Annotated in this window: 11 protein-coding genes; all 11 read right to left on the reverse strand. The window is 37.3% G+C overall.

The features are described from left to right. Positions 1 to 162 precede the first annotated feature (162 nt). A complete protein-coding gene (locus tag AC1TO4_RS02965) occupies positions 163 to 1,578 on the reverse strand; it encodes a short-chain fatty acid transporter (protein ID WP_482104081.1) in 1,416 nt (471 codons plus the stop codon). A gap of 437 nt (positions 1,579 to 2,015) precedes the next feature. Beyond that, positions 2,016 to 3,038, reverse strand: coding sequence for a histidinol phosphate phosphatase domain-containing protein (locus tag AC1TO4_RS02970; RefSeq protein WP_482104082.1), 1,023 nt, complete (start codon positions 3,036 to 3,038; stop codon positions 2,016 to 2,018). After that, positions 3,010 to 3,831 carry a DeoR/GlpR family DNA-binding transcription regulator gene (locus AC1TO4_RS02975; protein ID WP_482104083.1) on the reverse strand — a complete coding sequence of 274 codons (822 nt, stop codon included), beginning with the start codon at positions 3,829 to 3,831 and terminating at the stop codon, positions 3,010 to 3,012. The genes AC1TO4_RS02970 and AC1TO4_RS02975 overlap by 29 nt, the downstream gene beginning before the upstream one ends. Positions 3,832 to 3,874: 43 nt before the next feature. Then, a complete protein-coding gene (locus tag AC1TO4_RS02980) occupies positions 3,875 to 5,215 on the reverse strand; it encodes an MATE family efflux transporter (RefSeq protein WP_482104084.1) in 1,341 nt (446 codons plus the stop codon). Further along, complete coding sequence (locus AC1TO4_RS02985; protein ID WP_482104085.1) at positions 5,216 to 6,106, reverse strand: metallophosphoesterase family protein; 891 nt, start codon at positions 6,104 to 6,106, stop codon at positions 5,216 to 5,218. Between the two features lie 11 nt (positions 6,107 to 6,117). Beyond that, entirely contained in the window at positions 6,118 to 7,014 is an 897-nt protein-coding gene (locus AC1TO4_RS02990; RefSeq protein WP_482104086.1) for a carbohydrate ABC transporter permease, read from the reverse strand. A 216-nt stretch (positions 7,015 to 7,230) separates the two neighbouring features. After that, entirely contained in the window at positions 7,231 to 8,922 is a 1,692-nt protein-coding gene (locus AC1TO4_RS02995) for an extracellular solute-binding protein (RefSeq protein WP_482104087.1), read from the reverse strand. Between the two features lie 26 nt (positions 8,923 to 8,948). Further along, positions 8,949 to 9,857, reverse strand: coding sequence for an ABC transporter permease (locus AC1TO4_RS03000; protein WP_482104369.1), 909 nt, complete (start codon positions 9,855 to 9,857; stop codon positions 8,949 to 8,951). A gap of 89 nt (positions 9,858 to 9,946) precedes the next feature. Continuing rightward, entirely contained in the window at positions 9,947 to 11,440 is a 1,494-nt protein-coding gene (locus AC1TO4_RS03005; RefSeq protein WP_482104088.1) for a CehA/McbA family metallohydrolase, read from the reverse strand. Beyond that, positions 11,418 to 12,560 (reverse strand): ABC transporter ATP-binding protein, encoded by a 1,143-nt coding sequence (locus AC1TO4_RS03010; protein ID WP_482104089.1) that lies wholly within the window; start codon positions 12,558 to 12,560, stop codon positions 11,418 to 11,420. Before AC1TO4_RS03010 ends, AC1TO4_RS03005 begins: the two co-directional genes overlap by 23 nt. A 619-nt stretch (positions 12,561 to 13,179) precedes the next feature. After that, positions 13,180 to 13,734: a DUF6241 domain-containing protein gene (locus AC1TO4_RS03015; protein ID WP_482104090.1), complete on the reverse strand. Its 555-nt coding sequence runs from the start codon at positions 13,732 to 13,734 to the stop codon at positions 13,180 to 13,182. Positions 13,735 to 13,743: the final 9 nt, after the last annotated feature.

The raw sequence follows: 13,743 nt of genomic DNA on the forward strand, positions 1-13,743 counted from the left end.
AAACAAAAAACCAGACATTCGCCAATGTCTGGTTTTTTGTTTATGATTTTAAGGTGCCTGGCTCTAATACAATTCCGATTTGTCTCACAACCAAGCAACCGTTACTCGGGAATATCTAAATGCATCCTACTAGAGTTCCCAAGGGTCAAAAATCTAGTAAACTTATTCAAAGATAGGAGCTATATAAGGCATTGTTTTTGCCAAAATCCATACTAAGAATAGGACCACGGGTGCGTGGAATATCAATTGTAAAATGGAATATCCGGCAAGGTCTTTTGCTTTGACACCCAAAACACCCAATAAAGGCAACATAAAGAATGGATTTATCATGTTGGGAAGTGCTTCTGAAGCATTATATACTTGTACAATCCAGGCCATGCTCACATTTAATTCTTTTGCGGCTGCGAGCAAGTACGGCGCTTCCACAATCCATTTTCCACCACCTGAAGGGAGAAACAACCCTAAAATGGCTGAATATATCCCGGCGATTAGCGGAAACGTATTTTCAGTCGAAATCGACAGAAAGAACTTCACTGCCACATCATTCAGTCCAGAGTTCATTAAGATCCCGAAAATCCCTGCATAGAGAGGAAACTGAATGAGCACACCACCAATGGCAGGTACTGAATTGGCAACTGAATTCAAGAAGTTTCTTGGTGTCCAGTGCAAAAGCAATCCTAACATTAATAACATGAAGTTGTAATTGTTGAGATTAAGAGCAGCGATTGGTCCTGTTTGCGCAATCACATTTATAATATAAATCGAACCGATACCGACCAATAAAAGCGTTAAGATCGGGCTGTATTCTAGCCATTCTCCCGGCCTTTCAGCCTTCTTTTTTTCCGTATCAAGGGCACCAATTCTCTTATAATCAATACCAGCCATTTCGGCAGTCTTCGCTTTGTCTTTACCAGGGGCAGACACATAAGCAATCCACACTGATAAAGAGATTAGAACAACGATCATGACTAAGTTTTGCCAAGTGAAAATCGTTTGCGACATCGAAATCGTACCACTGATTTCATACAAAGCAGGTGGAATTGAGGCTTTCGTCGCCATTAACAATGCGGCTGAAGAAGAAAGGCCTAGAGCCCAAACACTTCCAAGCCCAAGGAATCCTGCCGCGCCCATCGCTCGGTAATCGACACCGTCGACGCGTTTGCTAATTTCTTTAATAAGAATTCCACTAAACACCAAGCTAAATCCCCAGCTTATGAGAGATGTAAACATAGAAAAGAACGCTACAAAAGCGACTGCTTTCTTCGGTGAATTAGGAATTTCAGCAAGTTTTGCAATTAGTGTATGAACAGGTTTAGAAGAAGCTACTACGTATCCAGTAATAATAATAAAGGCCATTTGCATTGTAAAAGGTATTAAGTCCCAATAGTGAGTACCAAAATCGACTCCAATTTCAACGGGAGTCCGTCCCATAAGTAAGGCAACAATTGCAATTAAAATGACTGCAATCACCGCAAAAATATACGCATCCGGGAACCACTTTTCACTCCAATTCGCTAGTGAAATCCCCAATCGCTCCATAGCGCTTTCCTGTTTCACATCTTTTTTCTTGTTATTCAAACGACACGCACCCCTCACTCTAAGTTGTTATGATATAAAAATTCGTTTCATCTCGTTGCGTCAATCGCAAACTATGTAACTGTCCCCAAAAAATGAATTCATTCCCTCCCTTAGCAGTCCCCAATGATTGATATTACAGTTTATTTGAGTATATGTAAAGTTCAAAAATGGAATCCCATTTAGTGGAAGGAGCGATATATATTGTTAAGTTATGACACTTCAAATTTTAATTAAAAATTTAAAATATACCAAGTAAGTGTTTGTGTTTGTGTTTGTGTTTGTGTTTGTGTTTGTGTTTGTGTTTGTGTTTGTCTTCCTCTTTTAAACTACAATTGCATTGTATTCTCTGATTAGTTTTGCTCACAACGCACCTAAAAAGACCAGACACTTCCAATTTGTCTGGTCTTTTTATAATGCAGTTTTAATGAGTTACCCAGTTAATATGAAACAACGAGATGATCAAAGTGAAAAGGTTTCATGACTCTTTTTCTATCCGTAAAAGTCACTACCTCTTTAACACCTTTTTCAATTAACATGCTCTTTATTTGATCTGCGTAAATACCTACATCATTCGGGTAGTGCGAGTCAGATGACGTAGTGAACTTTACCCCTTCCGCTACTAAGATATCCAAAAACTTAGGACTTGGACATAATTCTTTAACAGGATAGCGGTAATATAATCCTGCATTGACTTCTGTTGCTACATCATTTTCAACTAACACTCTTGCTATGTCTTTATACACATCGACCAAACTCGTTTCAGGAGGTCGGTGATTAAAAACTTTTATATTATCTAAATGCGCGATGAAATCAAAGATCCCGCTCATCGCAGCTTTTTTGACTGTTTCGAAATGATTTTTGTAAAGCTCATTTACATCATACAGTTTAAATCTATTTTGGAGGGCAGGGTTATCAAATCCCCATCCATCGTAAAAATGAACAGACCCAATTACATAATCAAAGTCAAAGTCACTTAAGATAGATTTCAATTCATCTTCTCCGCCAACAAAATAGTCCGCTTCTATTCCTAACTTCAACGCCACACCTTTTGACTTCCACTCTTTTTTTGCAATCGTTATCAACGAAACAAAATCCTGTAAACTTCTTACCATCACTTTATCTAACCAATCTGCTTGTTGCTTACCTATTTCATCCGAACGCAAATCTATGTATCTAGTGAAGTATTCTCTTGTTTCCTTAAACCTGTATAAATGATCAACAATACCCACTTCTTTAATCCCTTTATTTAAAGCTTCTTGCAAATAGAAGTCCAACCACCATGTAGAGTATTCACTTTCATCCAAACGTTTGCTCATCCTATCACTGGATTCGACCAACCATTCTTTCGTATGCTTACTTTTTTGACTTGGATCAAAATGCTCCATTGCTTGCAAACTTTTTTCAACAAACGATAACGAGTAAGGTCCTTCTTCAAGGTGTATATGATAATCTACTTTCATTCGATTCATCCTCCTTTTGCAGAACTGGATCAGTAACAGATATCCACTCATATCCACTTTCGAGCCAGTCTAACGGTTTTTCTTGATCACAAATGATTTTGGTTAGTTTGGAAATCGGACTTACTTCAAACACCGATTTTTTATTTAACTTGGATGAATCGGTAAGCAAAACGGCTTCTTGACTTTGCTGAATCATGACTTCTGATATGAGTGATTCATCCATATCAAAATCATAGACAGCGTCTTTGGTTACCCCACCACAAGATATAAAGGCCTTGTTAAAATTAAATCTTTTTAGAAATTCAACGGTGTATGTGCCTTTCACAGATGATTGTTCAGGATGCGTAATTCCAGGTAGCATAATCACTTGTCCTGAAATACGTTTTTCTTCAATCGCTAAATTAAATCGAATGGCTGCACTCAAAGAGTTCGTTACAATCGTTAATGATTGGATATCTTCAATCATGTCTGCAATGTGAACCGTTGTCGTACCTACATCTACCACTATCGTATCTCCATGCTGAATGAGCTCCGCGGACTTTTTGGCGATTTTCAACTTATTCTCATAGTTTAATGACATTTTACTTTCATAGACCATCTCTTTTTGAGTAGGTATAAAAGGAACCGCCCCACCATGAATACGCGTCAGTTGTGAATTCATCTCAAGATCTGCCAGATCTCTTCTTATCGTTTCGGGGGTGACATTTTGACTCTTCGCAATATCGGCGACCATTATTTTGTCGTACTTTTCCAATTGACTTAAAATAAACCGGTATCGTTCGTCCTTATTCATCATGACATCCTCCCTTACAGCGGCTCTTATCTTTACAAAATTGTCAATCCACCAGTATATTTAAGGTTTTCCAATGACCTTTTTTCCAGCGTAAAAATAACAATAAAGCTCGGATCCACTCATCTACTATAAATACAATCCAAATTCCTATTAACCCGTACCCTAACCAAACGCCGACAATAAAGCTCATCGGAATGACAAACCCCCATACTACAATAATACTGATTAATACAGGGTACTTCACATCTCCCGCTACATTCAAAGTTGAAACAAGGATCACATTTGCTGTTCTAGCAGGTTCTAATAAAACACTTAGAAAAAATAGCGGAATCGTCAGTTGAATGATTTCTTCATTTGTGGTGAATAAGGTAATAATAAATGAAGATAACAATGCAATCACAGCTGTTAAAGTAGTGGTTGCAAGGATACTCTTCATTAATAACTTCACTGAAAAGTTGTAAGCCATATCCTTCATATTGCTGCCAATCAGCTTACCAGTTATGATTTGAGCTGCTTGCGATATTGCCATTGAACATGCAAATACCATCGAAGTAATTGTTTGTGTATAAATCTTCGCTGTTATCGTAGCAGCGCCCAAACTTGCGACAAAACCTGTGATGATCACTTGCGATAAGTTGTAAGAAACATGTTCTCCGGCTGAAGGAATGCCAAGTACAAGTACTTTTTTTATGACTTTCAATTCAATACTTTTCCAATTTATAAAACCAAAAAGGAGTTGCTTATACTTCAAAAAATAGATGCACAGGATAATCATACCAATCATCCGGCTTATGTTGGTCGAAACTGCAACACCAAAAACGCCTTCGCCGAAAATGGTTATGGGTGTAAATAAGACTGTATAGTTGAATATAATATTTAATACATTAATGAATATTGTCACAGACATCACAAACTTAACCATCGAATAACTTCTAAAAACACTTCCCATCAAACCCATAATGGATTGAAAAATGAGTCCATATGCGATTGTTTTTAAGTAAATCGATGCTTCGGCCATTAAGTTTTCTGGTGTTTGAATTAATTTTAGTAAAGTTTCGTTGAAAAAGAGTAGTATAGTCATCATAATGATAGTGAAAATGACATTTAAATATATTGCATGTGTAAATATTTTTGCGCTTTTTTTCCTTTGATCCGTACTTGAAAGTTGGGTTAGCTGAATCGTTGTTCCAATATTTATAAATCCGTATATCATAGTTGTGACGACGATTAATTGATTTGCTAGCCCAACGGAAGCAACACTATTATCTGAGTACTGGCTAAGCATTAGCACATCCATGTTACCTAGTAATAGTTGAAAAAATTGCTCTACTAATAAAGGAATGAATAGATATTTAAAATTAGGAATTTCTTTGAAGTTTTTCATTTACTTATAATTTCTATAGTTGTTCGTTTCTATGAGATATGTCTGAAATAATTGTTTGTGATTCATCTCGATTACACGGGCACCACGCACAAGCTCTCCATAACACTGAAACCCACTCACTCTACCGTAGCCTAATTGAATGCCATGATAATCGGCAACAAAGTCGTTGTCATGATCATGGCCACAAAATACGCCTGCAATATGTCCGTTTAGTAATAACGACGTAAATAATCCCGTATTGACCATAGGTGAAGAGATACTCTCATATCTTTGACCATTTACTTTTCCATGCATGCATGCATCTTTATATTCCGGAAGTGGAATATGTAAAAACAATAAATCTTGCTTCACTTCGTTCTCCCTATTCTTATATAACTCGGAAACTTTGTTAAACCACGTCACTTGGTCAGGATGGACAAACTCATATGTACCAATCTTTAACGGGTCAATTGCACCACTATCAACTAAGTAGAGTACATGTGAAACATCACCTTCATTGGTATTAATTTCAACACAATAAGAAGCTCTATCCTCAACAACATGCAAATGCTTTTTCTCAACCAATTGTCCAATTTTTTCTTCCATCTTTCGTAATTGCGTACGTGTAATGCCTTCTTCTGCATCATGATTACCGTATGTAATCGCTATTGGTTTATTTAATGCATTTAATACGTCTACTAATGCTTCAAAACTTTTTTCAGGACCTGGTACACCTTCAGACCATATTAAATCTCCTGTAATGACAATTAAATCCGGATTGGCTTTCTCAGTCATTTCTTTTAAATGATTAAACGTAAGATCATCATGATCATGAAATGGCATTGAACCCACATGTAAATCCGTAAATTGCAAAATCCTGAACTTCCCTTCTTCTCCCACAGTAAGTTTCATCATTCAACCTCCTATTCTTTAACTGAACCAATATTTACACCTTTCACGAAATACTTTTGGATAAACGGATAAACCATGACGATTGGTGCAACAACTATGATTATCGTTGCCATCTTCAACGAATCACCTGTTACCGTTATATTCTCTAAAGCTGCATAGGCACCAGAGTTTCTCAACAAGCTATCGGCTAATGCTTGTTGACTCGTTAACATTTCTTGAAGCAGCGTTGCGAGTGGTTTAAGGTCAGGATCTCTAACATAGAAGGACCCCGAGAACCAATCATTCCAATGACCAACAGCAGTAAATAGGCCAATTGTTGCGATCACAGGTTTACTCATTGGAAGAATAATTTTCAAGAATATTTGAAACTCAGTGCAACCATCGATTCTAGCTGCTTCCTCAATACTGTCTGGAATTTGATAGAAAAACGTCCTCATGATTAAAATATTCCACACACTATAAAGGCTTGGAATAATATATACCCAAATCGTGTTTGTTAAGTGGAGCTCAGTTAAAACCAAGTAATACGGTACAATTCCTCCACTGAATAGCATCGTGAAAAAGACGAAAAATGTAATGAACTTTCTTCCCGGTAAGGTCTTTGTTTTAAGTGCATAAGCTGCCATTGCAGTTAAAAACACACTAATAACCGTTCCTACGATCGTTCTAAACAAACTTATACCAAATGCACTCAGTATGGCTGATTCCTTAAATACCTCTACATAGTTTTCAAAGCTAAAATCTCGAGGAAAAAAACTGATTCCGCCACGCTGGGCATCCGTTCCATCATTAAATGAGAGGGCTAGTATATTCAAAAAAGGGAGAATGATTGTTAAACAAAGTAGAACCACAATGACAATATTTAATATTTTAAAGAAACGCCATGACTTACTGTGCCCATCTGACATGCCAACCCCTCCTTTAAAAGGAGCTTGCTCTCTTTACTAAAGAAAACAAGCTATTTAGTTATCAATCACGCCTCGGTGTGATTGCGTCAAGATTTTGAATTGAGCTTGCTCAATTAACTCCCTTCAAAATCTGTGACATCCGCCGGAGGCTTTAACAAGGAGAAATGGAACTCAATTTCTCCCCATTCAGCATGGGTGAACCCCTGCTGAATGAAGTTAAAACTTAATTGTCGTTCCTGATTTTTCTTTTTCCTCGATGAGCTCTATATACTCATCTAATCCAGCTTTTTCAAGTAACTCTTTTGATTGTTGTAGAATTTCTTTCGCTTCTTCATCCGTTTTACTATAGTAAGCTCGCAACAAGTTTTCATTGTACGTATCTAAAGCGATATTTAAATTGTCACCATTGTCAAATTCAAAGATAAATGATTTAGAAGTCGACCCATCAATTACACTGGCATTTGCAAATTTTTCATCATAATTCCATAGTTCAATTATTTTTTGAGAAGCTTGTTGATTGTCATTGGCTATACTTTCGCCATATTCATATTCACCGAAATCCGCCATATTATCGATATCCGTATAGCCAAGATGCTCAGCCCAATAGGAGCCAGCGCCTCTGAAACCAAGCTTCGCTGCTTCAGCTGGATCATTTTCTTTTAACGCTAAAACTTCTTCATTCACAATCGGATTTCCATCCTCATTCAACGTATAATCTCTACCCTCAATTCCATATTGACTTAATAATTTCCCTTCACGACTTGCTAAAAAGTCGGCTAACTTCACTACATCCTCTGGGTGCTTCGTTGTTGTAGGAATTGACCATCCGGCATATCCAGATTTGTAAGACAACTGCATTTTATAATCGCCGTTCACTGTATCTATAGGTCCAAGTGGAACATATTTCATGTCATTATTTTGTACAACGTAATTATGCATATCAGAAACAATACCGAACGATTTGTTTACAATGCCTTCTTTCGCTCTATTTTCTTCCATCGTGAAGAACTCTGGATGTAGTAGCCCTTCGTTTAATAATCCTCTAATAAATTCGACTCGTTCTAGTCCGTAAGTTGTTTGTGATTCATGCTTTATTTTTCCAACTTTATCTTTTAAGAACTTCTCACCTGTTGCACCAGTCCACACTAGGTCATTAAAAATAAAGTCTCTGTCTTGTCCACCCCATGCCGTTGGACCAATCGGTGTTATTGGTTTCCCATTATTGTCTTCGAAATTACCTTCCTTTATCTGTTCAGCTAATTCACGTAGCTTTTCCGTTGTGTCTATTTCTGCTGGATTGATGCCTAATTCATCAACGATGTCTTTTAAAATATACGGTCCTCCAACATATTTACGAGTTACTGTACCTTCCTCACGTGGGATTGACATATGTACAAAATAGCTTTCTTTGTCAAACTCATCCCTAAACATAATATTGTCTCTTGTGTCTTTCGGTAAGTAACCTTCTTCAAAATACTTACTATAAATAGTTGAGTTTTGTAGCATAGGCGTTAAATCATGGAACATGCCCTCACGACCAGCCTTTAACAATACTTGCATTTCAGGTCGTCCACTATGATCTAAATAATAGGCGATAAAATCTGGTAAATCACCCGCGGCCAACCCTGAAGTCAATGCATCCGTCGAACTTCCAGTAATCCCTTGTAATTCTAATGTAATTCCTGTTTTTCTCTTTAATTCTGCAGCGATTTCCGGGTTTATTTCTGCAGATGTATCTCCTGCGCCCTGAAACACTAATCCTTTTATTGTTCGGTCAGCAATCCATGTATCTGGCGCTCCCTCAGGCTTTTCGCGTCCCGCGCTGTCGTCTGTATCATTTGAACAGGCAGTGAGTAATAAAACACCCGCCAATAACAGTATGAATAATCGATGTGATAACCTCTTCATTGTAAATTCCTCCTTGTGATTTTCATTTACCATAACGATGTATTAAACTTCTTATTTGCAAAACGATTGACGACGAGTACGACGATCAATCCGATAACACCTTGCATCATTCCAATTGCTGTCGCATAGCCAAATTGACCGCTTTGAAGTCCAGTACGTATTACGTACGTGTCGATGATTTCGGAAACCTCTGTATTTCCAGGCGTTTTCAACAGGTAGATTTGATCAAACCCAGCAGATAGAATATTTCCTAACGAGAGAATAAACAAGATTAAGATTGTTGGTCTTATCCCCGTTAGTGTAATATGCCAGATTTGCCTCCACCGATTCGCTCCATCAATTGCTGCAGCCTCATATAGAGCAGGGTTAATACCAGCAATCGCTGCAAAATAGATAATTGAATTCCAGCCAATGTCCTTCCAAACGTAACTCCAAAACATTATTGGATGGAAACTTGCCTCATCCATTAAGAAAAACTTGCTTCCATCACCGCCGAAAAAGGACAGTGCCTGATTAAACAACCCTGTGTTTGGTGCTAAAATACTCTGAAGTATTCCCACAACCACTACCCACGATAGAAAGTGGGGCAAGTAAGTAATACTTTGAAAAATCCCCCTGATTTTATCGTTTTTTATTTCTTTAAACATGAGTGCCAAAATAATTGGAAATGGTAATGCTAGAATTAATTTCATCGAACTGATGATGAGTGTATTTTTTATAAACGTCCAACTTTGAGGATCTTGGAAAAACCGTCGAAAGTATTCTAGCCCAACCCAAGCACCACCAAAAATGCCTGTATCAAATCGAAACTCCTTAAATGCCAGTACCATACCAGCCATTGGTAAGTAAGAAAAAATGATGAAGAATAGGATACAAGGTAAAAGCATTAAATATTGCGCCCGATGCTGCCATAAATTTTCATAGTTGAGCTTCATTGGCTTAACTTTCCTTTTTTTCTTTCTCAACGGAGTTGAATTCCCCTTATATTTCCCGGTTGTGACCACCATGTAGTAAATCCTCCTTCCTAATCACTTCTTTGATTGTCAGCAAAATAAATGGGATTCGTTAATAAGATTCGATTGAGATCATGGTCAAATGCAGATACTCTTAACCATTTCAGCTCATTTATTCCTTTTAGATTAAGCGAATAATTCGTATCTAACTGATCACTTTCATATAACTCTCCCAAATTTGATTCTATTTTAACTATATTCACATTTTCTGCGTTGATCAGTCGAATGCGCATTTCCAATTCAGGCAAATCATCTATAGTAATCCTGTCTCCGATTGTCCATTCATTGTTAATGACAAATTCGATTTTCGGTGAAAGCGTCATATAACTTCTGCCGAGTTTAACAGCATGTAATATTTCATCTTCAGTTGCATTTTTCTCTGCCTCTACATACAAATAGGCAGGTTTTTTTGTTGTATTAGAGTGATGCCAATCCCTTCCGCACGTGGCAGCCATTTCAATACCGTCATTTAACAACTGCGTCCATTTTGCAACGGCATCTGCATTTGACAACGAATCGTGGGGGTCTTCTGAATTCCATACTTCGATAAAATCTACATATTCAACAGTTTCCAAAACATACCGCCATCTACAGCCTGTACAATATGGACTGCCCACATCAAAAGGATGAGCGATCCCAATGACTAAACCTTGTTCTTTCATAACCTTTAGTTTTTCATTAATATTAAATCGATCAATTAAGGTCCAATCTACCGGCTTTTGATTTTGATAGCCTAATGTTAAGAAGTGACCATGTAATGTCGTCATTTCGATTCCTTTAATCAATTGGATTGAATGACTTTTAATGGATAGTCCATCAAATGCGCTTAACGTATTATGATCTGTTATCGCTAGCCAATCGATTTTTTGCTTAATGGCTTCGTTTACTAATTCTGTCGTTGTATGTATTGCGTCACTATGTTGTGTGTGTGAATGCAACTCAACTTTTTGATAAATAGAATGCACTTTTTTGTTGCGTTCTCTTTTTAAGGGCTTTTTTTCTAATTTTTCTATTTTCATAGGCAGTTGAACGCTTATTTCATCTTCATATAAGGCATGGATTGTACAAGTAATTATGGTCTTTGGCGTGACTAGCGCATGTAAGTTAAAAGATATATCCCAAAATCCAGGTTCGATTTTCCCTGTTCTCATACCTGGTGAAGAAGCTGTGTTGTTAATGACAATCGTACTTGCCGGCTCAAACCGATGGCAACTTCCTTCATATCCTTGACTTGAACTGGCTGAAATGGTGATTAAGTTTCTCACGGATTGAATATGTGCTCTATCTGAAGAGGCCATATTATTTTCTTGTTGAAACAATGAAAACAATTGATCGATATTCGATTTTCCCTCTTCCTCGCTTGGTGAATACGAGTATTGAATTACGAGTTCTTGCGTCGACTTTGGCACTTCCACCCTTAATAAAACATGGGATTGATGTGCATCTGGGGTAACTGTAATCTGATAGGTTCCTAATGTTTTTTTAAATAGCGACAACTGTTTCATCTGCGTTCATCCCTATCGAATTTAATTCAATTCGTTCCGTCGAGTCTTTATCAAAAAAGTGTATATGGTCAAAATCGAATACCATTTCAACTGCTTGGTCAGCATCAAATGGTTCAATCATATCTACTTTCGCAACCAACTGTTTTTTATTCAAAGTCACGTGTAAAATGGTCTCGGATCCTGTTAGCTCAGCTAACTCAACATTCGTTGTAAAATTGTATCTCGTGTCGTTTACACTCTCTTCATCGCAAATATTAATATGTTCAGGTCTTACACCGATGACAATGCTTTTATTTACATATCCTCTTGCTTGTAAATGATTAATTTGAACAATCGGGAGCGGAATGATTGTTCCTGCTACATCCAATCCACTGTCTATTAATGTCCCCTCAATAAAATTCATCGCAGGGGCACCGATAAAACTACCTACAAAAATATTGTTCGGCTTTGCATAAATTTCTCTTGGCGTCCCGACTTGTTGAATGACACCATCTTTTAATATGACAATTCGAGTTGCCATGGTCATTGCTTCCGTTTGATCATGGGTAACGTAGACGGTTGTTGTTTTCAATTCTTTATGTAGCTTTGTAATTTCTGCACGCATTTGAGTTCTTAATTTTGCATCAAGATTAGAAAGGGGTTCGTCCATCAAGAACACTTTAGCATCACGTACAATTGCTCTTCCAAGGGCTACACGTTGCCTTTGACCACCTGATAACGCCGCTGGTTTTCTACCTAACAAAGATTCAATGTCTAAGATTTTTACTGCTTTATGCACACGTTCTTTTATTTCTTTTTTGGGTGTCTTTCTTAATTTCAAAGAAAAGGCCATATTTTCATATACAGTCATGTGTGGATACAACGCATAGTTTTGAAAGACCATTGCAATGTCTCTATCTTTTGGATGAAGACGATTTATGACCTTATCATCGATGAGTATTTCACCTTCACTAATACTTTCCAATCCGGCAATCATTCTCAATGTTGTAGATTTCCCACAACCTGACGGCCCAACAAATACAATAAACTCCTCGTCATCTATGGATAAATTAAAGTCATTGACCGCTTTTACACCGCCACTATATTCTTTTGATAAATTACGTATTAATAATTTAGCCATGGTGCCTCCCAGGTACACTTATTTTTTCCGTTTCGTTTTTGTTTACATCAATAATTTATCAAACAAACATTAAGCAAATGTGTTGCTAATGTAAATAGTTTGTTAATGTGCCCGTGAATAAACCCCTAAAATGGCTTCTAATGCAAGAAACGATCATGAAATTCAAGCGTTTTATTGGCGATGGGTTAGGATTGAAAAAATATAAAAATACAGTGCGCTGCATTCTCCTGCTTGCCATTAACGGTTCGCTTTGGACAAAGTGAACACTAAATCATTGTCGGGAAACCTACAGAGATAAGTGACTTTTCCACTTATCTCTTCACTCTTTTCGGTCATCCTGCACCCGTTATTTATCCGTCAATCCTTATAATGGTCAAGACATGTCTTTATAAAATGAAAGAATAGATGCTTTTCTATCTATTTTCAAAGCGCTCGAAGGTACCATTTCGGGCGTTGAAATTTAACTGAAGACACATCGGAGCGGATACCTAGGATATATCGAGTCTGATTTAATCAAAAAGGGACATAACACTATGGAAATGAAAAACTTCTTGAAGTTTCTCCTTACAAAACCCTTTACAACAAAATATATAAACAAAAAAAGAAATAACCCCAGTTTTTAATCTGGCATTACTTCTTTTACTTCAACTTTAAAATGTTTTTTAATGAATTTCCTTTCTTCCTGTGCACTCAAGATTCCTGTTGCTCGTCCCACAGTCCCTTCTTGAAGTTCCCAAATGGCATTATGATCGTCATCTGCCTGTGAGAAATCATTGTTTGACCAGCGCGTAAGGATCCGCAAAAATGTGTCTGCATGCTCATAGTTTAATTTGTTTTCGTCAACGACTTCTATCAAGCGTTTCACACGGTCTTGGGTTAAAGGAATGAAGCCCCATTTATCAGCTGCTTGCACTTTTTGATGTGACATGCCATGAATCGCATCTTGCACATCAAATTCATCCATCGAGCTTGGGAATTCCTTTTCAATTGGTTCTTTTCTTACTTCGTCAATTTCAATGACTGTTTGAAAATCTTCCCCGCCTCCACCTTTTGGATCAGCGGTCTTTTCTTCGATGGTTACATTATCTTTACCTAATTGATTGAAAATGAGATAGACACTTAAGCCAAGTACAACTATTCCCAGTGCTATGTATAACAGTTTTTCATGTTTCATAAAACCGCT

This window comes from Sporosarcina sp. Y838 (assembly GCF_056786515.1).

Excerpts from the sequence above, each read along its gene's own strand:
- AC1TO4_RS02970 (WP_482104082.1), bottom strand. The coding sequence starts at position 3,038 with ATGAAAGTAGATTATCATATACACCTTGAAGAAGGACCTTACTCGTTA.
- AC1TO4_RS02975 (WP_482104083.1), bottom strand. The coding sequence starts at position 3,831 with ATGAATAAGGACGAACGATACCGGTTTATTTTAAGTCAATTGGAAAAG.
- AC1TO4_RS02980 (WP_482104084.1), bottom strand. The coding sequence starts at position 5,215 with ATGAAAAACTTCAAAGAAATTCCTAATTTTAAATATCTATTCATTCCT.
- AC1TO4_RS02985 (WP_482104085.1), bottom strand. The coding sequence starts at position 6,106 with ATGAAACTTACTGTGGGAGAAGAAGGGAAGTTCAGGATTTTGCAATTT.
- AC1TO4_RS02990 (WP_482104086.1), bottom strand. The coding sequence starts at position 7,014 with ATGTCAGATGGGCACAGTAAGTCATGGCGTTTCTTTAAAATATTAAAT.
- AC1TO4_RS02995 (WP_482104087.1), bottom strand. The coding sequence starts at position 8,922 with ATGAAGAGGTTATCACATCGATTATTCATACTGTTATTGGCGGGTGTT.
- AC1TO4_RS03000 (WP_482104369.1), bottom strand. The coding sequence starts at position 9,857 with ATGAAGCTCAACTATGAAAATTTATGGCAGCATCGGGCGCAATATTTA.
- AC1TO4_RS03005 (WP_482104088.1), bottom strand. The coding sequence starts at position 11,440 with ATGAAACAGTTGTCGCTATTTAAAAAAACATTAGGAACCTATCAGATT.
- AC1TO4_RS03010 (WP_482104089.1), bottom strand. The coding sequence starts at position 12,560 with ATGGCTAAATTATTAATACGTAATTTATCAAAAGAATATAGTGGCGGT.
- AC1TO4_RS03015 (WP_482104090.1), bottom strand. The coding sequence starts at position 13,734 with ATGAAACATGAAAAACTGTTATACATAGCACTGGGAATAGTTGTACTT.